Below are 18,302 nucleotides of genomic sequence, written 5' to 3' on the forward strand. Positions count from 1 at the left end.
AAACAAACACCGGATTTAACGTGCGCTATGGTTACATAGCGCCAGCCCAACCCTATTTAACCTGGAGAAGATTATGGCTATCTGGCTAAAACGTGGAGCCGCCACTGAATTCAAAGCAGATGTAGACCGCAAGGTACGCACTATTGTTGAAGCAACACTTGCCGATATTGAACAACGTGGCGATCTTGCCGTGCGTGAGTTATCAAATAAATTCGATAACTGGGATCGCGAAGACTACCGGCTAAGTGCCGCTGAAATCCAGGCGTGTATCGACACCCTCTCACCACAGGATTTGAAAGACATTGAGTTTGCACAAACTCAGGTAAGAAACTTTGCTCAGGTGCAGCGCAACTCGATGCAGGATGTCGAAGTGGAAACCCTGCCAGGCGTCATTCTGGGCCATAAAAACCTGCCAGTAAATGCCGCCGGTTGCTATGTACCGGGAGGGAAATACCCTCTTCTGGCGTCTGCCCATATGTCAGTAATTACCGCCAAAGTCGCCGGTGTTCCTCGTGTCATTACCTGTGCACCTCCCTTTAAGGGCAAGCCTGCACCAGCTATCGTCGCCGCCCAGGCTCTTGCTGGAGCTGACGAAATTTATGCGCTGGGTGGGATTCAGGCGGTAGGCGCCATGGCGCTGGGTACCGAATCCATTTCACCGGTAGATATACTGATTGGTCCGGGGAATGCATTTGTAGCTGAAGCCAAACGACAACTCTACGGGCGTGTCGGCATTGACCTTTTTGCCGGCCCAACAGAAACCCTGATTATTGCTGACGAGTCGGTTGATGGAGAAATCTGCGCGACCGATATCTTAGGTCAGGTAGAGCATGGTCCAGATAGCCCCGGCGTTTTTCTCACCACCTCAGAAAAGCTGGCTCGTGAAACCATGGCCGAAATTGAACGTTTACTTAAGGTGCTACCCACCGCCGAGCATGCTCGTACCGCATGGGAAACCTATGGTGAAGTGATTGTGGCAGAGAGTAATGAGGAAATGGTTCAAATTGCTGATGAGCTGGCCAGTGAACATGTTCAGGTAATGACTTACGATCCAGATTACTTCCTCAATAACATGACCAATTACGGCGCTTTATTCCTTGGACCTCGCACTAATGTTGCCTTTGGAGATAAGGCCATTGGTACTAACCACACCCTGCCAACTAAAAAGGCTGCTCGATACACAGGCGGACTCTGGGTGGGTAAATTCCTGAAAACCTGTACCTATCAAAAAGTCACCACCGATGAAGCATCTGCACTGGTAGGCGAATACTGCTCTCGTTTATGTGGTCTTGAAGGTTTTGCCGGCCATGGTGAGCAAGCTAATATACGTGTGCGTCGTTATGGTAAAATCGATGTGCCTTATGCAGGTACTGCCACGCCGTCAGATAAAACACGGGCATAAGGAATAACGCATGAGTGACCTTCAACTCCCTATTATGCCGAGCTTCAGTTTACGCGGGAAGCGCGCACTCGTCAGTGGTGCCGGGCGAGGAATCGGTATGGCTATCGCAGCGGGGTTAGCCCAGGCCGGTGCCGAGGTCACTCTGATTGCCCGCAGCCATAATGAAATCAAGTCTGTTGCCGACGCCATTACACAAAGCGGAGGCATGGCGACAGCAACGGAACTTGATGTAACTAACACATCCGCTGTTACCGATTTTTTTGCCACTCAAGCAGCGTTTCATATATTGGTTAATAATGCCGGTACGAACCGCCCTAAACCGCTAAGTGAGGTAACCGAAGCAGACTATGACGCCGTGCTTAACCTTAATCTGAAAAGCGCTTACTTCATGTCTCAGGCATGTACCAATAAGATGATAAGTGAGGGAGTCAGTGGCTCATTACTCCATATCAGTTCGCAAATGGGTCATGTGGGCGCGGCAAATCGTTCTCTTTACTGCGCATCAAAATGGGCAATGGAAGGGATGAACAAAGCTTTCGCCCTTGATCTAGCATGCCATGGTATTCGCTCCAACACCATCGCGCCGACCTTTATCGAAACGCCTATGAGCCAACCCTTTTTAGCCGATGAGGCTTTTTTACAAGCCGTTCTACAAAAGATAAAATTGGGTCGATTAGGCCAGGTTCAGGATATCATGGGCGCGGTAGTGTTTCTTGCCAGCGACGCCGCCTCGTTGGTAACAGGAACCAGCCTGGTTATCGATGGTGGCTGGACCGCAGAGTAAGGGTTTGATCACGTATGAGCACTATTTAGGATGGGTCAGTCACAGTTCACAAAAAAGGAGCGACATATCGCTCCTTTTTTATTTTCCAATCTAGCTTAATTGGGCACGGCTCTGACAAACTCGATTAAGTTACCCGCATTATCCCGGACAAAGCAATTTTGTCGTCCACCAGCATATTCACGAACCCATAAGACTTCGGCTCCACGACGCTTGAGCTCTTCGGCAGTAGCCACCACATCATCGGTCTCAAAACAGCCATGTTTAGTCCCATGAGTGTGGATATCCAGTTCAGGGGTACGCCTGTCTTCTGGTAACGGGTTCGCCCCCTCCACACACAATAACTCGATATGCATATTACCGTTTTTTAGCATGGCAATATCCGCCGGTATATCAGCGATATGTGAACGACGAAATAACGTAAAGTCCAGCATGGTTTCATACCATGCAATAGACTCATCCAAATCAGGCACACTCAATCCAATATGATGATGCCAGAAAGATAATGCAGACATAATGGTCTTCCAGCCTTATAAGTCAGCTACGGTAATAAAGCGTGTTTGCAGATAAGCCTCAATGGCTTCCTGACCACCTTCAAAACCGAATCCAGAGTCTTTAACGCCACCAAATGGCGCTTCGGGATTCCCCAATCCAAAGTGATTAATGGAAACCATACCTGATTCGACTTCTCGGCTGATTCGTCTGGCTTTAGCAGGATCTGATGTCCAGGCAAAAGCCGCTAGTCCGTAAGGCAGGCGATTCGACTCTTCAATCGCCTCATCCACTGAATCAAAACTATTGATCATAGCAATTGGCGCAAAAGGCTCGTCATTCATCACTTGGGCATCTTGCGGCACATTAATAAAAATAGTGGGTTCGTAGAAGTTACCGCGTGTACCCACCCGGTTGCCGCCTAACACTAACTGCGCCCCTGACGACTTTGCATCTTCAACCAGTTGCTCAGTGGCTACCAATCTGCTTTCGTTACACATCGGGCCCATCGTTGAATCAGGCTCAAGCCCATGACCCACTTTAATGGTTTTAGCTTGTTCGACAAACGCCTTTACAAATTGATCAAACACCGATTTTTGTACCATGATTCGGGTTGGGTTAATACAACTGGCTCCGGCATTTCTGAATTTATTGCCACAGATCATTTTAGCCACCGCCTCCACATCTGGCACATCATCAAAAATCATCACAGGAGCATGGCCACCTAATTCCATGGTGATCACTTTCATATTCTCACCGGCCATAGCAGCAAGGCGCTTACCCACAGGAGTCGATCCGGTAAAAGATATCTTACGAACAATGGGTTGCGGTACCAGATAGTCAGAAATCTTAGCCGCTTCACCATAAACTAAATTGACCACCCCAGCAGGAATACCAGCCTGATGATAGGCGTCAATCAGCGCGGCACAACACGCCGGAGATTCCGTTGGCCCTTTTACAATAATACTGCAACCCGCGGCCAACGCGCCTGCGGTTTTTCTTACCATTTGAAACAGCGGGAAATTCCACGGCGTAAACGCAATGACAACACCAATCGGATCTTGCACAACAGTTTGGCTTACATTAGGAGTACGCCCGGCAATCGTACGACCGTAAATCCGTTCGGCTTCGCCTGCCAACCAATCATTTCCATCAGCGGTACGAAACACCTCTGCAGACGCTTCTGCCAAAATCTTACCCTGCTCCAATGTCATCAATCGGGCGGCTTCTTGGGCATTATTACGCAAAATTTCAGACGCTTTACGTAATTTGCTGGCTCGTTCTAATGGTGGCGTATTGCGCCAGACTTCCAACCCTTTTTCAGCGGCTGCCAGAGCAACATCCAGATCGGCTTGTTGTGCTGCTGCCACCTTGCCAATTTCATCCCCAGAGGCAGGACTTAATACCGGTAACGTAGAGCCGTCCAGAGCATTTCGCCATTCACCATCGATATACAGTTTTACTATTTCAGGATAAGTTGCATTCATCATCATTCCTTATTTTTCGCACAAGTATTCTTAGGAGCTCGCCTAAAAACGTGCCCCTTGTCGTTATGTAAATTGGATTTATCGGTTTACGACTTTGCCGTCTTTTAACGCAACAGCATGGTTTGTTGAGTCTGCGCCAAGATAAACGCCTCGCTCCCAACTACGGTTTAGTGGGTCGAAAACATTGAGCTTCATAGTGCCAATCCCGGCCAGGCTAATTTCGATCTCTTCGTTATGTTGTAAGTAACCTAAGCCTTCATGATTGGTACCTGTGGCAATGAGATCGCCACTATTTAACGTCATCATTTGTGAGGCAAATGACACCACTTCAGGTACTTTGTGCTCCATATCAGAAGTATTAAAGTCATGACGAAGTTCACCATTGTTCCAAAACTTAATATCGATATCGTTTGGGTCGTCAATTTCGTCTGCGGTGACAATGCAGGGGCCAATAGGAGCGAAAGTATCAAATGATTTTCCCATCCAACTGTTTTTCTTCCAGGTTGAACGACCTTCTCCCCGGGCAGTCACATCAATTAAACCGGTATAACCAAATATCGCAGAGCGCCAGTTTTCTTCCGTTACATGTTTAACCGGACCTTTGATAACCAAGGCTAATTCTGCTTCATGCATAAAGCTCGATGGCTCTTCAAAATTAGGTAACTGAATGGTGTCCCCAGGGCCAATCACGGCTTCTGGGTTCTTCATAAACATGTTTAAAGGGCGTGGGTCACGGTGCTCGTTGTTTTCACGATAATTCGCGATACAAGAAAGGATCTTGCCTGGTCTCGGTAATGGAGGCAGTAAATGCACACATGATAATGGCTGCTTCGGTGCCGAGTCGGAGAGTGCCTCGATTTTTGATTTAATAGTGTCGTAACTATTAATGATGTTTTCCATGGTTTGTTGTGCAGTCTGGCCATGATCTACTACACGGGAAATATCTATTACCATGCCATCAACAATCACTCCTGGGCGCGCTTTACCATGCGACCAATACAATACAAATTTCATTTTTAGTCCTCTTCGTAAAACTGATTAACAACAGGTAGTTCCGCCATCAACAGGGAGCATAGCCCCCGTAATCCAACTCGATTCATCCGATGCTAAAAATGCTGCTGCCCACGCAATATCTTCCGGAGTACCTAAACGTTTGCGCGGAACGCGCGCTAGAATTGCGTCTTTCACGGGACCTTCAGAAGATCCTCCAGCTTGCTGAGTGCCCGGCGTAGTTACCATTCCCGGAGCAATGGAATTGGCCCGAATGTCTGCGCCGCCCTCTATTGCCATCTGCCATGTAAGTGCCATCACTGCAGACTTGCCTGCACAATGAGCAGACATCCCCATATTCAGGCTTCCACGTTGTGCACTCACTGATGCAAAGTTAATAATCGAACCATTACCTGTGGCTTTTAGGTGTGGCCACGCTGCCTGTGTGAGCAAGAACACGACATCAACTTCACCTACCATGGTGGTACACCACTCTGTGTCATAATCCATTTCAGAAAAGGGTTTAAGGTGTGGGTGGATTGCCCCAGCATTTACCAATACGTCGAGTTTTCCATGTTTTTCAATTACAAAATCCATGCAGTTTTTGACATCATTTTTATTTATTAAATTACACGGTGCAAAACTATCCACTCGTGAGCCCTGCTGAGTAATTTCTGAGACTGTGCCCAGTACCGTATTTGGATTTAAATCCGTAACCACTACATGAGCGCCCAATTCAGCAAATTTCAGAGCGATACCCTTACCAATTCCCTGACCGGCGCCCGTTACCAGGCAAACTTTGCCGTCTAACCGCTTATCTGACATCACGCCCCCTCCGTTATATGTTTTGCGTTATTACAGTAATAAAAACGACCCGCTTGTTTAAACCAGTTGCTATCACTGTACGAAGCCCGCCAAGGCGTATCGCGAGCTACCTTCCGTTCAGCACTGTCCAACGCACGCTGATCGACCAAATCATGCACGGCAATTGAACTAAATGGTGTATCACCAATAACCATTTCACATTCATAACGCCGAGCTCTTAACCAATACTGAGACTTCATTAACAAAGGGATATGCTCTTCCACATACCACTTGTCGATTTCGGCTTTTTGTGTATCAGGAACATTAAATGCCACTATCATACGAAGTCCCCATGGAGCAGAAGCATCGCCGGTATCTTGCACCAGACGACCTGCATAAGCGTTGACCTCAATCGGTGTTATACCTTTAGTAAGCTGACTTAAATGTGCTTTTCTATTTGTTAACACATTTCGCGCACTGCCATTTGCCACATACTCAAACCAAGCTACCCGCAATTCAGACTCTTGTGACAAGTAGCTCTCACTTGAAACATCCAGAGAGGCAGCCAGAGAGCCAAAGTCAACAGCCTTGCTAGTGGCTAATTGAGTAAACACCAAGTCACTCGTTAACGTCATAAATTAAACACCTCTTTCTTCCGGACCTAAAAACATAAGCATGTTCACAACTATTTTACATCATACATAATAATTCTCTGTTAGGGAATAAAATTGTAAATAAATAAAAAAGCAAATTAGGACAACAGCTTAAATATCTAAAAAATAAGAGTTAACGGGAAATTTCCGAATATTCGACGAACAGGTTAGTTCAGCTTGCCATGAGAAAGAAAAGTCAAAACAACGTGGTTAAACTCCTTCGGAGATTCCCAGTAAGCAGAATGGCCGCTATCCGATACTATGTAGGTTTCTGATTGTGGAACATGAGTATGAAATAGTCGCACAACCGCAGGAGGCGTATATAAATCAGCGTCTCCGGTTAAAAACAAAATTGGCATAGTTAACTTGGCCAGGTTCTCCCAAGTTATAGCATATTCAGGGTCAACGTTAACTGGTGTTTTAGGTGGGGGAGGCATTCTTTTATGGCTTTCAGAAAGTGTTTTCCAAAGCTCAACTCCGTCTGGGTTGATTGCCCTATATGAAGGGCCAAGTTCAAGAAAATCGGTGGGAAGCTGTGTAAAAATATCGCTAGGCCGAAACCGGTTACTCATTTTTCGATAGTCATCGTCATCAATATTGCCCGTACTATTGGCTATCACAATGGATTTAACCGATTCTGGGTATTTCAGCACATAGCCTAAACTTATCCCACCACCAGCGGCAGTGCCAACTAAGTGGAACTGGTGAATACCGAGCTTAGCCATAAACTCATGCATGACAGCATGACGTTGTGCGTTTTCTATTGGCTTGTAATTAATGGCGATAAACCGATAACCATGGGAGATAAAGAAGCCTACTTGTTGATCCCATAACGACATATTGCCAGAGCCTGCATGCAAAAACAGAATAGGCTCACCATTCCCCCCGCTATCGAGATAGGCAACTGACTGACCATCAACCATCATGGAAAAAGCTGGTGCAGAACTATTAGCTGCCGCATGTAAAGCAACCACAAACATGAATATCGTCAAATACCGTAACATCATATCACTCATTATTCTTCAAGAGAGAATAACGTATCGCATTTAACGTTTGATTAACAGTATCTTTTAACTCAATAAATGAGGGGTTTAACTTACCCTGCCTTGCGTTAAGTACAAATCGAAAGGTGCACTACACAACAGCAGGGTAAAAAGGAGTTACCGCTACAATGACTGTACTATTCTGGTCTGACTTTCAAGCCATTCAGCAGCATGTCACAGATGAAACTTTGATAGTCAGAGGCTGCTTCCTCATCGAGAGAGTCTTTGTTAAGCGCGATTTTAACCACTTCTTCACCGCTGGTGAAAAAGTTAGCCATACCGATAATAGCGATAAACAATAAACCGGTATCCACTTGCCGGAATTCATTCGCCTCAACACCATCCTGAATGATTTTTCCGTAAGTTACCAGACGGTTGCCGGTCAACTCTTGCAACGCTTTACGCGACTCCGGCGTATCCATTGGCGCAATTTCTTCGATGATCAAGCGATGATAGTGAGGATACGTAGAAATAAGGCGAAATAATGCCGACACCCTTGAGCGCAACTGACCTTCAGGAGATGAATCAAAATTGCTTTTCTCCTTTTTCAACATAGAGTTATATTCGCTGGTCAGGCGTTCAAAAGCAGCCAGCAGCAATGCCGACCGATTTTTAAAATAATAACGAATTAACGAAGGGTCCACGCCTACTTCTTCGGCCACTTTAACTCGGGTCACATTTTTCGGTGGCAGTTCACTAAGTAATTTGCAGGTTGTTTCAATAAGAATGTCGCGCCCTATTTCTAGTTGTCCGCCTACTGGCCTTCCTTTTCCCCTGCGTTTAGTAGTGCTTGTTGTGGTTCGGGTTGTGTTCTTTGTGGTGTTAGCAGAATTTGTTTTTCTTATTGTACCGGCCATGAAGTATCCTGTTCAGGGAATTTTTAGAGTTCCTATCAGACTTCATATTAGATCATACTTTTAGACTCGCGCAAACCTTGACGCCAAAATACCTGTCCATCTTCGATAGTTAACTCAATTGCGGTTAAATAATCCCCCTGGCAGATTCCCTTATCGCAATAGCCAGTTTGAATCTCGAAGTGTGCGCCATGAGCAAAACAAATAATTTTAGATTTATCGGCGTTCAGAAAGTGATCTTTCTTGAACTCCATGGGGATTAGATTATGCGGGCACTGATTAAGGTACCCGTATAATTGATTTTCACGTCGAACAACAAAAATCTGAGGGTGACCTTCGAGATACAAAAAGCCTCTGGCTTCACCCTCAGGAATATCGTGAAAACCACAAAGTCTGGTCAACGACATTAATGCTTACCACCTGGTGACCACTTCTCCGTGTACTTCATTAAAAAAGTTTGCGATGACTCTTTGGTCGCGTCCATAAAACGCGGCTTCCAGTCATCGTCGTGTAAGTCCATATCAGCATCCATTTCCAATAAGCCGCCAAAAGGACTGTTAAAGTACCAGAAATAATTTGAGCCCAGAACATGACGACCTGGCCCCCACATTGAACTATAACCTTTATTAACTAACTCAAATCCGGCTTTGAGAATTTCATTCGCTCCTGCAAAATGGAAAGTAAAATGCTGCAAGCCCAATTTAGGCGCTTGAATTAAAAACAAAGTGTGGTGGTCCAGAGTGCCAGCAGGCCTCATAAATGGCCCTAAATTTGTGAATACATCCACCGTTCTGAAGCCTAATCTCTCAGCATAAAATTTTTCTGACTTGTACTTATCTTGTGTGAAGAACACCACGTGCGACAGCGACAAGGGGCGTATATGCTGATCTTCAATTGCTGCCACCACATTAGGAGCCCGACCAGGAGCCTGACCAGGCACATTTATGCCATAGTGCGGCATATCTATGGCATGTCTGACGGTAATTTGAAATCCAATGGGATAACCATCATCATCAACACTATGTATCACACCATCTCGTTCAGCCACGTCGCGGTCTTTTCCTAATTCCGCTTTAATAGCATCCAGGGTCTCCTGGTCAGCTACGCCGTAAATTGTCTCGCGCGCATTGGGGGCAGGCGCTACCGCTGGAGGCAGCTGAGGATCATCGTGATGACGAAGGATAACGCCGGTGCCATCTAAAGCAACATATGTCCCCCCTTCCTCGGATTCCTCCTTCACAATTGCACCATAGTCTTTAAGCATTTGCTGACAGGCGCTCATATCATCGACACCAAACACTAAGTAATCAGGACCTATAATATTCACTTTTTTTCCTTGAATTTATTCTTTAGCAGAGAATTAAGTTTAATAAAATGTAACACCACACCTTCCAAACTAGCAACAAAAAACCAATTAAAATTGAAACACTATTTTAAATAATACCAGACTAAGAAAAATTAAAATCAATATATTCAATAAGATAATCACATAAATCAACTTACCACAGAAATTATTTCTCTGTTAGGGAAATTATTTATTTAAATTGTTAAAAGTTTGTGTTTACATGATTATCGTTTTGTCACCCCGCAGTTGGGGGTAAGTTTGCCTAAATATTCTTTCAAAGAGAATAAGTACAATAATTAAAGCCTTAGGACACTTTATGAACATCCGAAAAAACACACTTAGCCTACTGATTACATCTTTGCTTAGCGTAACGGCTACGGCTCAAACTGATGCCAATGTGAAAGATAAGAAAGGTAAGAAAATAGAATTAGAAACCATAGAAGTCACCGCAGAGAGACGGGTTACCAGTATTCAGGATACCGCAATGGCAATTTCAGCAGTAAGTGGTGAAGAGCTCAATAACAAAGGGTTGATGGATCTCACCACCTTCAAAAATGCAGTAACCGGACTTAACTTAACCACGTCAACGCCAAGTAATAATATTGTGTTGAGAGGGATCGGGGCTGGCGGTTCAAGCCAGTTTACGACGCAAAGTGTGCAATTTAGTATTTTCGGTGTTCCGTTATCACGACAGCACTCCACCATAGCAGCCTTTTACGACCTGGAGCGAGTAGAACTCCTGAAAGGTCCCCAAGGCACACTTTATGGCAGAAACGCCAATGTCGGGGCTCTAAATTTAATTCCTAAGCGCCCTGGCTCTGATTTCGAGGGTAACCTCAACGTCACTGCAGGTAATTACAACACATTAAACGTTAATGGTGGCGTCAGTTTACCCGTCAACGATGACCTCGCAGCACGGGTATCATTTTCCAGCAATCATCACGACGGTTACTTATCTAATGGCTATAACGATGCCAACAATCAAAGCTTACGAGTCAGCATGCTATACGAGCCATCTGATAACTTTAATGTGTTGTTCTTCTATGACCAGTTTAACAACAATTCGAAAGGGCCAAGCACAATTTATCGTTATGTAGAGCCTAGCCAAGAGTACCAAAACCCGGATAATCCTTGGTTTGCCTACGGTCCATCCGGCTGTGGTGATGTTACCGAATGCCCGACCTGGGGTGATAACACCTCTGCTGGCGTCCCCTTTAATATCCACATTGAAGAGTTTCAGGATTTATCTGTAGTCGATGATGATGGCTTCTTAAACGTCAGCCAAAAAATTTATGGCATGGAAATCAACCAGTCATTCTCAGCTGCCACCCTCACCGTAATCCCCGCGTTAGTCGAAACCGATGTTAATTTTTTAAATTATGGTTCTGGTTTTCACTTTAAAGGGGATGAAGAAACCCGTCAGGTATCTCTTGAAGCTCGATTAGCCTCTAATCAGGACAGCAAACTAGACTGGTTGATTGGCGCGCTGTATTTAAAAGAAGATCAAAATGCCATTAATCAAAACTTTGAGCCGCAAGGGTATCAAATCCTGAATACCCCTAACCTCGATACGACCAGTATGGGGCTGTTTGGGGAGGTAACTTACCACCTGGCAGAAGACCTGCGTCTTACGGCTGGCCTGCGTTATTCCAAAGAAGAAAAATCAATTGATGGTTTTGTACTAGCAAATAACGAAAGTTGGCTGGTTGATTTAGGTATTATTCCCGATTTCTCTGCCACCTGTGCAGAACCTGCCACCTTGGTAAATGGCCCTACGACAGCCTTCGGAAATGAATACCCTGAAGGTTATTGTCTTATTCCCAATAGCGGTGAAGTTGATTTTGATGATCTGAGTTACAAACTCGGTATTGCTTATGATATTACAGATAGTTCACTACTGTACGCCAATATTAAAACGGGCTTTAAATCTGGAGGTTTGAACCCTGGCCTGGACGATCCAACTACCGACGTGCAAACTAACCGCTACAGCCCAGAAAAACTAACATCTTATGAAATAGGCTCAAAAAACCGCTTCTTTGATAACTCATTAGAAACCAATATCGAGCTCTATTACTGGGACTATGAAGATCAACAAATTGGGGTAAGACAAAATCTTTACCCTTCAGGCCAAGCACCTAAACCCTTACAGGCAGATGGTAACTTATACGGTGCCGAAGTGGAGCTAACCTGGCTACCAACAGACGTCGATACCCTTAACCTGCAGTATTTAAATGTAAATGGTAAATACGACTTTCTACCTAAGGCTGTGAACTCATCGGGAGAGATTGGTGGCCTGTACGATTTAGACAGAACCAGCGTACCTAAACACACCATTACCGCCGACTATACCCATCTTTTCATACTACCAGGTGGTGACTTTATTATCTTCGGCCTGAATGCTCACTATGAGTCAGAAATGATTATGCGAGCCGTTGATAAAGCAAGCTTAACTGAGGGAGACTACAGAGAGGCTTACATAAAATTTAACTCTACATTAACATACGAGAGTACGTCAGCTGACTGGCGAGTTACCGCGTACATCGACAACATTACTGACGAACCGGTTATTAATGTGGGTACATCGAACTCAATCAGCACCGGGATTTTCTGGAGACCATCCACAAACCTAAGTGGCGCAAGGTATTCAGCCATTGAAGCACCGCGAACCTATGGTGTCAGGTTAAGTATGTATTTTTAAAACACGCCTTCAAACGCGAATCGAAAGGAAATATGATTATGCAAATCAGGTATGAATTATGAAACACGACAGCGAATTTTCTAATCACTCTATGCGTGCCGCATTTGGCTGTTGGGTTGCATTCCTGCTTGGCCCCAACGTAATGGTGGCGGCAACCAATGCTAATTTTATGGATGCCTTAATCAAAGATTTTGGTGCCAGCTACTCAGAGGTCAGTGGCGCAATTGCCATTGCGCCACTGGTAGTCGCCTTTTTAGTGCCCATCGCGGGTCAGCTTATTGATCGCTTTGGTGCCAGAAGAGTGCTTATTCCCGGCGTGATGATTTTTGCCGGTGCTTTTTTAGCCATGAGTCAGGTAATTAGTATTTGGCAATATGCTTTACTCCAAATCGTGCTTTCGGTTGGTGCCAGCCTTAACTCGTCGGTCGGCTACGCGAAAGTCGTGTCGAGTTGGTTCGACCGCAACCGTGGTCTGGTATTAGGGACCTGTGTCGCGTTTGGTGCAGGCATTGGCCAAATGTCCATGCCTAAAATATCTCAGTGGCTAATCGATACCTATGGGTGGCGTGGCGGATATCAGGGTATCTCTTTGATAATTTTTGCCGTTGCCTTACCTCTGATATTCATTTTTGTGCGTCAGCCAAAAGGGGTAAAACAAACTCCTCTAGACCATAACAAAGCCAGTGACGTCAAAGTTCTACCAGGCCTTTCGGTACCAGAGTCATTGAAAACCCTCTCTTTTTATCAGGTGTTTTTTGCCATTATGTTTGCGTCGATGACCTTAATCGGTACATTAAGTCATGCCCGAATCCTTTTTGAAGAGCACGGCTTTAGCGCTAACATTGCAACCACAGCTATCTCGCTTTCCTTTGCCGGCGTACTCATTGGTGAATTCTCGTCAGGCTTTTTAGTGGATCGATTCCCTACCCCACGCATTATTTTACCGTATTTCTGCATCGCTTTACTGGGCGTTCTGATTTCCCATACCACTAGCGGTTCAGAAGCCCTGTTAATGCTCGGCTGCTTAATGATGGGAATGGGCCTCGGTGGTGAGATCGGACAAAATGCTTACATGATTTCTCGCTATTTTGGCCTAAAATCCTTCGGTACCTTATACGGTTTAACTTTTGGCGCCAGTAACTTAGGTATTGCCATCGGTATCTTTATGATGGGTAAGGTTCATGACCTCACAGGTAGCTACGACGTTATGGTTTATATCTTTGGAACAACGATGACAATTTCTGTTTTATGTATTGCCACACTTGGAAAGTTCCGGTTCCTACTTAAGCCTGAACCGGCGAAAGAAGAGCAACCAGCAAATAACCCATTGGTTGAAAAAGAGTGTTAATCCCATGATTATTTTATATCACTCAGATAAATCAACCTGTTCCCAGCGCGTGAGGCACGCGCTGGCAGAAAAACATATTTCATGGGAAAGCCGGCATATCAAACTGGACGCCAATGAACATTTGAGCACAGAGTATCTGGCACTAAACCCAAACGGGTTAGTACCGACCCTGATTGATGGCAGCACCACGGTAGTCGACTCTTCAGTCATCCTTGAGTACTTGGAAGATGTTTATCCGGAACAACCATTGCGACCTTCTTTGGCTGCAGACAAAGCGCAAATGCGCGCTTGGGTTCAGTACCTTGATGAAGTTACGACGCCGGCTATTCGTTACCCATCGTTTCAAAAAGCGTTTGGTAAACGCCTTGCAACAATGCCAGCCGAAAAACGCCTGGCCATGGCGCGGGAACGTCCTCTACGTGAAGGATTTTACCGTCAACTGGGCCCTGAAGGCTTTCACGAAGGTGTGTTGGCGTTGGCAGAACGGCAATTAGTGCAGAGTTTAGACCGGATTGAACACACGCTGAATATGAACCGATGTTTGGTGGGTGATGAACTATCCATCGCCGACATCAGTCTATTGCCTTCGTTAGTCAGACTCGAAGATTTACATATGCAGTATCTCTTCGAGGCTCGCCCCTCTGTCGTTCGCTGGTATCGGGATATGTGCGATAGACCGTCGTTTGAGCTAGCCTATTACCCAGCCTCCCGAGTTAATCTATAACCATACATAAAGCCATCAGAACGGTGGCTTTATTTTTACTTGCCCACACATTTAGCCCTGACAAAATAACCGCTCTGCTAGCCAGAAGTTACACCGAAAAACAAAAAAGGCCGGCTCCTGTTTAGTAAGAACCAGCCCTTTTAGACGCAAGGCGCCCCTTACTCGCTTAGATCATGCTCCAATATCCATGCACTTAGTGCTTTTCGATCAGCTTCGGTTGGTAAAAATTGTGCAGCCATTGGCATATCCCCCCACAAACCTTTACTCCCCTTGGCAATCTGGTTGGCTAGATGATCCACCATGGGCTTGCCTCCCATTGCGTAGCGCTCTGCAATATCGATAAAAGACGGGCCAATCCGTGTGTAATCAGCAGCATGACAGGCGACACACCCATATTTCACTGCAAGCGCTTCATTAGCATTCGTCGAGACAGGAGCAAGCACCGCTATGCCAATAGCAGAGGCGGCTAACAAGCGCCTCGTATCCATTCTGCGCATGACTGTAAAGCATCCTTTTTCGTTGGTAGTTAAGCCTGTCTTTTTACTCATCAAAATTATTCTCTCAAAGGGAAAATGTTACCCAAATCTACACAAAACACTTTACCCCGTCAAATATTCTCTGATAAGGTAATTAATATATTGTTAATTATTTAACAAATGCTGTAACACATCAAAAATGACAGTAATTCAACAGTGAGATACTCGTATGTCAAAGTCGTATTCAAAGCACTCAAGAACAATCACTAACGAAGAGCGCAGAACCTTTATTCGCAAGCTCGCTGCTACCACAGCATTCGCCTTAGCGGCCCCTGTTTTCAAATCCTTTTCTGCCCAGGAAAAATCCACTCTGGAAAACCAGGTATCTGGTAACGTTTTTTGGAAGGATAGTCCCAGATACGAAAGCATCCGCGGAGCAAATACCTATCGTAGCAACGAGCCTAAACGATATCCGCTAATTATCGTGCAACCGCTTAACGATGATGATGTTGTGGCTGCGGTGAAATTTGCCCGTCAGCACAAATTGAAAGTAACAACCCGATCCGGTGGACATGCCTGGTCTGCCTCACACATCCGTGAGGGTTGTTTGCTTGTTGATATGTCACTAATGCAACAGGTCGATATTGACGAAAAACGCCAAACTTTATGGACTAACACAGGCGTACTGGGTTCTAAAATCAATGCCATGTTAAAAACCATGGGACTAATTATTCCTACCGCCCATCACCCTTCGCCAGGTATCGGTGGATTTACCATGAATGGCGGTTTTGGTTGGAACTCTCGTAAATGGGGGAATGGCGCACGCCAATTACTGGCGATAGATGTTGTCACAGCCGACGGAGAGTTAATTCGGGCTGACGCGACCCAAAATACCGACTACCTTTGGGCTGCAAGAGGATCAGGTCAGGGATTCTTTGGTATTGTTACCCGCATGCAGATACAGGCCCACCCACGACCTAAAGTCTGGAAACGTTCGGTATATGGGTTCCGCCCAGAGCAGTTCGACGAACTGATTACCTGGATACGTAATGTTATGCCAGAGATTCCAGAAGAAGTCGAAATGGTGCTGGTATCTACCTCACATGATGCAAAAACCGGAGACGCATCGGCGCCTAGATTAACGGTGGCAGCACTGTCTTTAGCTGATACAGACGAAGAGTGTGACCGTCAACTGGACTTTATAGATACTTGCCCAATTCTGGACAAAGCCTACTTTACAATGCCTTGCACCCCCACCACGCTGGAAGAGTGTTACATGAGCGGCTACTCAGCTGATCCGGCAGGCTTTCGATTTGCCGTAGATAATATGTATACCAATGCCTCTGCAGAGGAACTTTTACCCCGAATACGAGAGGTTTTCCTAAACCAGCCAACCCCCAGAACACATACCTTCTGGCATTGCTGGGGACCAACCAAACCTTATGAAGATGATATGGCGCTCTCTATGCAGGGAGATGTATTCATAGCCACTTATACACTATGGACAGATCCTGCACTTGATACCGAAATGCACAGCTGGCCGGTAGCGCAGATTAAAGCCTTAGAAGATTTATCAATCGGAGCACAGATGAATGATGAAAACATGCTGGATCATGCGCAGGATTATTTATCTAAGGCCGCCTACTCAAAATTAGAAAGGTTGCGGGCAAAACACGATCCTAACGGTGTATTTGCATCATTTTTAGGTAGCCCACAAAAATATATATAGCTGATAATGATGACTCCCAATAGTAAACCCAAACGTATGCCAGCCATTGCACAAGAGGCTTATTCAAAAGAGCAGTTTGATGCAGCAAAGGCATTAATTAGTGGACCTCGTGGTGGATTGCGAGGGCCTTTTATCTCTATGATTCGAAGCCCAGAATTTATGAACCGAGCTCAACATCTAGGAGAATATATACGGTTTGACTCTGTTATTCCTCAACGCTATCGCGAATTTGCTATTCTGAATATTGCAAGGCACTGGCAACAAACCTATGAGTGGCATGCTCATGTTCCAATAGCTATTAGTAAGGGAGTAAGAGAGGAGTGGATTGAAGAGCTTGGAACAACTGGCAACCTCAAAAACTTACCTAATGATTTCAACGTAGTGTATCAGTTCTGTAAACAGATTAATCTAAGTAAGTGTATAACTGATGAAATTTACTCACAGACATTAGACTTATTTGATGAACAGGGTGTGGTAGAGCTATGTGGTTTATGTGGTTACTATACAATGCTAGCGATGCTGCTCAATGTATCGCAAACACATCCCCCTTCAGGTTCCCGTCAACCTTTTCACATGCCAAGAATAGGAAATTAGTTGTACTAGTTCATTTCTTAACTGGATTAATTTCAACACAGCTAAGCGTGCAAGTGTGTTTTTTGACACGGTTATGCCGTAGTGCATGTTGAATTTCGCATACCTTTGCGACTTACAACGAATATACAGCCCGAATATTCTTCTGCTAAAATACGACATTACTATTATCAGTTGCTTAAGCCTAATCACAAATGAATATGCTGAGCAGTGTTAAAAAAGTGATTGAGGAATAAATGTAAAAATATAAATCACACTCAAGAATGCTACAGACACTCAGCAGTCGTTATTTGTGCAACGGCTTGTTGCACATTTGCTTCATTTCGGAACGAAACACATGGTCGTACATTTACGTAAACGTATATGCACAAGTATTAGTTCGCACTTTTAGTACTTAGCCCCTACTCACCACGGCATGAAACTTTTTTCAGAAAGAATTTCATTCGAGTCGCCAAATCGCTCTAGCCTCCCCTCCATTCCTGCAACCCACGCGTTGAGAGCTGCATTACCAAGATCATCAGGTAAGGAGTCAGCTATTTACTTGGTAGTCCCTAATGAATCGCCGCTGATTACCTTTTGTATTGCCATGGTGAATTCGTCCAATTCTCTAACTCTAGAAACTGATAAATGGATAGATTTGATTTTGCTTGGGTTTAGATTCCCCTCTATCTGGGATTACCTAGTACAGGACGCTAAGCCAGTTAGCGACAGGATGTTCAATTGCCTTAGGAAAAATAAATCTCATTTTAAGTGACAGTGAATTTTTGAGAGAATTTATAACTCGTTGATAAGTAGGAGATCTCGCTGGCAGAGATTCTCAAGTTAAGTGGCAGTCGTCACTTTGCAAAATCCTCTCTACAACTTTGTTGTTGCACCGCACCTATT

17 protein-coding genes are annotated in these 18,302 nt (G+C 45.0%); 7 read left to right on the plus strand and 10 right to left on the minus strand.

The genetic code is table 11. From position 1 onward, the window contains the following. Positions 1–73: 73 nt before the first annotated feature. Both hisD and J3369_RS10390 read left to right on the plus strand, forming a co-directional pair. Positions 74–1,402: a histidinol dehydrogenase gene (hisD, locus tag J3369_RS10385; RefSeq protein ID WP_349586455.1), complete on the plus strand. Its 1,329-nt coding sequence runs from the start codon at positions 74–76 to the stop codon at positions 1,400–1,402. Positions 1,403–1,436: 34 nt separating this feature from the next. Next, on the plus strand, positions 1,437–2,186 hold the full coding sequence (locus tag J3369_RS10390; RefSeq protein ID WP_349586708.1) for an SDR family NAD(P)-dependent oxidoreductase: 750 nt from the start codon (positions 1,437–1,439) through the stop codon (positions 2,184–2,186). Positions 2,187–2,281: 95 nt separating this feature from the next. On the opposite strand, the gene J3369_RS10395 is transcribed toward J3369_RS10390, so the two are convergent. The 9 genes from J3369_RS10395 to J3369_RS10435 all read right to left on the minus strand — a co-directional run bounded on the left by J3369_RS10395 (position 2,282) and on the right by J3369_RS10435 (position 9,833). Further along, positions 2,282–2,698 carry a VOC family protein gene (locus J3369_RS10395; RefSeq protein WP_349586458.1) on the minus strand — a complete coding sequence of 139 codons (417 nt, stop codon included), beginning with the start codon at positions 2,696–2,698 and terminating at the stop codon, positions 2,282–2,284. 15 nt (positions 2,699–2,713) lie between these two features. After that, entirely contained in the window at positions 2,714–4,168 is a 1,455-nt protein-coding gene (locus J3369_RS10400) for an NAD-dependent succinate-semialdehyde dehydrogenase (protein ID WP_349586460.1), read from the minus strand. A 72-nt stretch (positions 4,169–4,240) separates the two neighbouring features. Then, entirely contained in the window at positions 4,241–5,176 is a 936-nt protein-coding gene (locus J3369_RS10405) for a fumarylacetoacetate hydrolase family protein (protein WP_349586463.1), read from the minus strand. Positions 5,177–5,200: 24 nt separating this feature from the next. Beyond that, the gene (locus J3369_RS10410; RefSeq protein WP_349586710.1) at positions 5,201–5,977 is read right to left on the minus strand and encodes an SDR family NAD(P)-dependent oxidoreductase; all 777 of its coding nucleotides are present in this window, start codon (positions 5,975–5,977) and stop codon (positions 5,201–5,203) included. After that, positions 5,977–6,591, minus strand: coding sequence for a hypothetical protein (locus J3369_RS10415; protein WP_349586466.1), 615 nt, complete (start codon positions 6,589–6,591; stop codon positions 5,977–5,979). Before J3369_RS10415 ends, J3369_RS10410 begins: the two co-directional genes overlap by 1 nt. Positions 6,592–6,776: 185 nt before the next feature. Further along, positions 6,777–7,625 carry an alpha/beta fold hydrolase gene (locus tag J3369_RS10420; RefSeq protein WP_349586469.1) on the minus strand — a complete coding sequence of 283 codons (849 nt, stop codon included), beginning with the start codon at positions 7,623–7,625 and terminating at the stop codon, positions 6,777–6,779. A 164-nt stretch (positions 7,626–7,789) separates the two neighbouring features. Continuing rightward, on the minus strand, positions 7,790–8,509 hold the full coding sequence (locus J3369_RS10425; protein ID WP_349586472.1) for a TetR/AcrR family transcriptional regulator: 720 nt from the start codon (positions 8,507–8,509) through the stop codon (positions 7,790–7,792). A 47-nt stretch (positions 8,510–8,556) separates the two neighbouring features. After that, positions 8,557–8,913 (minus strand): Rieske (2Fe-2S) protein, encoded by a 357-nt coding sequence (locus J3369_RS10430; RefSeq protein ID WP_349586475.1) that lies wholly within the window; start codon positions 8,911–8,913, stop codon positions 8,557–8,559. Beyond that, entirely contained in the window at positions 8,913–9,833 is a 921-nt protein-coding gene (locus J3369_RS10435; RefSeq protein ID WP_349586477.1) for a VOC family protein, read from the minus strand. The genes J3369_RS10430 and J3369_RS10435 overlap by 1 nt, the downstream gene beginning before the upstream one ends. 334 nt (positions 9,834–10,167) lie before the next feature. Here J3369_RS10435 and J3369_RS10440 point away from each other — a divergent pair, with 334 nt between their 5' ends. The 3 genes from J3369_RS10440 to J3369_RS10450 are packed head-to-tail and all read left to right on the plus strand — an operon-like array spanning position 10,168 to position 14,621. Further along, positions 10,168–12,549 carry a TonB-dependent receptor gene (locus tag J3369_RS10440; protein WP_349586480.1) on the plus strand — a complete coding sequence of 794 codons (2,382 nt, stop codon included), beginning with the start codon at positions 10,168–10,170 and terminating at the stop codon, positions 12,547–12,549. Positions 12,550–12,607: 58 nt separating this feature from the next. After that, a complete protein-coding gene (locus J3369_RS10445) occupies positions 12,608–13,897 on the plus strand; it encodes an MFS transporter (RefSeq protein ID WP_349586483.1) in 1,290 nt (429 codons plus the stop codon). A 4-nt stretch (positions 13,898–13,901) separates the two neighbouring features. Beyond that, entirely contained in the window at positions 13,902–14,621 is a 720-nt protein-coding gene (locus J3369_RS10450) for a glutathione S-transferase family protein (RefSeq protein WP_349586486.1), read from the plus strand. A 158-nt stretch (positions 14,622–14,779) separates the two neighbouring features. Here the strand turns inward: J3369_RS10450 and J3369_RS10455 are convergent, their stop codons facing one another. After that, entirely contained in the window at positions 14,780–15,169 is a 390-nt protein-coding gene (locus J3369_RS10455) for a c-type cytochrome (RefSeq protein ID WP_349586488.1), read from the minus strand. A 157-nt stretch (positions 15,170–15,326) separates the two neighbouring features. On the opposite strand from J3369_RS10455, the gene J3369_RS10460 reads away from it, so the two are divergent. Both J3369_RS10460 and J3369_RS10465 read left to right on the plus strand, forming a co-directional pair. Continuing rightward, entirely contained in the window at positions 15,327–16,826 is a 1,500-nt protein-coding gene (locus tag J3369_RS10460; protein ID WP_349586491.1) for an FAD-binding oxidoreductase, read from the plus strand. Between the two features lie 36 nt (positions 16,827–16,862). Beyond that, positions 16,863–17,420, plus strand: coding sequence for a carboxymuconolactone decarboxylase family protein (locus J3369_RS10465; RefSeq protein WP_349586494.1), 558 nt, complete (start codon positions 16,863–16,865; stop codon positions 17,418–17,420). Positions 17,421–18,302: the final 882 nt, after the last annotated feature.

This window comes from Alteromonas sp. NFXS44, from assembly GCF_040148705.1.
In the GTDB taxonomy this organism is placed as follows: Bacteria; Pseudomonadota; Gammaproteobacteria; order Enterobacterales; family Alteromonadaceae; genus Alteromonas.

What these genes read in the sequence shown, in the direction of transcription:
- J3369_RS10445 (WP_349586483.1), top strand. Translation starts at nt 12,608, where the DNA reads ATGAAACACGACAGCGAATTTTCTAATCACTCTATGCGTGCCGCATTT.
- J3369_RS10400 (WP_349586460.1), bottom strand. Translation starts at nt 4,168, where the DNA reads ATGATGATGAATGCAACTTATCCTGAAATAGTAAAACTGTATATCGAT.
- J3369_RS10440 (WP_349586480.1), top strand. Translation starts at nt 10,168, where the DNA reads ATGAACATCCGAAAAAACACACTTAGCCTACTGATTACATCTTTGCTT.
- J3369_RS10395 (WP_349586458.1), bottom strand. Translation starts at nt 2,698, where the DNA reads ATGTCTGCATTATCTTTCTGGCATCATCATATTGGATTGAGTGTGCCT.
- J3369_RS10450 (WP_349586486.1), top strand. Translation starts at nt 13,902, where the DNA reads ATGATTATTTTATATCACTCAGATAAATCAACCTGTTCCCAGCGCGTG.
- J3369_RS10410 (WP_349586710.1), bottom strand. Translation starts at nt 5,977, where the DNA reads ATGTCAGATAAGCGGTTAGACGGCAAAGTTTGCCTGGTAACGGGCGCC.
- J3369_RS10415 (WP_349586466.1), bottom strand. Translation starts at nt 6,591, where the DNA reads ATGACGTTAACGAGTGACTTGGTGTTTACTCAATTAGCCACTAGCAAG.
- J3369_RS10390 (WP_349586708.1), top strand. Translation starts at nt 1,437, where the DNA reads ATGCCGAGCTTCAGTTTACGCGGGAAGCGCGCACTCGTCAGTGGTGCC.
- J3369_RS10455 (WP_349586488.1), bottom strand. Translation starts at nt 15,169, where the DNA reads ATGAGTAAAAAGACAGGCTTAACTACCAACGAAAAAGGATGCTTTACA.
- J3369_RS10425 (WP_349586472.1), bottom strand. Translation starts at nt 8,509, where the DNA reads ATGGCCGGTACAATAAGAAAAACAAATTCTGCTAACACCACAAAGAAC.
- J3369_RS10430 (WP_349586475.1), bottom strand. Translation starts at nt 8,913, where the DNA reads ATGTCGTTGACCAGACTTTGTGGTTTTCACGATATTCCTGAGGGTGAA.
- J3369_RS10465 (WP_349586494.1), top strand. Translation starts at nt 16,863, where the DNA reads ATGCCAGCCATTGCACAAGAGGCTTATTCAAAAGAGCAGTTTGATGCA.
- J3369_RS10405 (WP_349586463.1), bottom strand. Translation starts at nt 5,176, where the DNA reads ATGAAATTTGTATTGTATTGGTCGCATGGTAAAGCGCGCCCAGGAGTG.
- hisD (WP_349586455.1), top strand. Translation starts at nt 74, where the DNA reads ATGGCTATCTGGCTAAAACGTGGAGCCGCCACTGAATTCAAAGCAGAT.
- J3369_RS10460 (WP_349586491.1), top strand. Translation starts at nt 15,327, where the DNA reads ATGTCAAAGTCGTATTCAAAGCACTCAAGAACAATCACTAACGAAGAG.
- J3369_RS10420 (WP_349586469.1), bottom strand. Translation starts at nt 7,625, where the DNA reads ATGAGTGATATGATGTTACGGTATTTGACGATATTCATGTTTGTGGTT.